The sequence below is a fragment of the Halomonas sp. PBN3 genome, assembly GCF_000475415.1.
Classification (GTDB): Bacteria; Pseudomonadota; Gammaproteobacteria; order Pseudomonadales; family Halomonadaceae; genus Halomonas; species Halomonas shengliensis.
The window spans coordinates 1-265 of the sequence record NZ_AXCA01000147.1 but is presented as its reverse complement, the minus strand read 5'-3'; the positions used below and the strand labels follow the sequence as shown (position 1 = coordinate 265).

The 265-nt window shown below is 65.3% G+C and carries 1 pseudogene; it reads left to right on the top strand.

Going from position 1 to position 265, the window contains the following annotated elements:
- A pseudogene (locus Q673_RS25025) lies at positions 1-265 on the top strand (IS1380 family transposase); the annotation flags it as partial.

The following is a 265-nucleotide window of genomic DNA, read 5'->3' as shown; positions in this document are numbered from 1 at the left end:
GTGCCTGGGTCTGGAACTGCGTCCTGGCAAGCAGCACACCATGAAGGAGAGCAACGCCTTCCTGGAGCGGGTACTGCCTCGCGCCCAAGGCCTGACCGAGCAACCGATCCTGTTACGCGAGGACAGCGGCTTCGACAGCCAGGCGCACCTGGCGCTTCTCGAACAGCAGCGCCAGGTCTTTGCCGACGAGGGGCGCCGGCTCGACTATGTCGTCAAATGGAACCCGCGCGGCTCGGCCACGGCCGATCAGGATACCTGGTTGGCT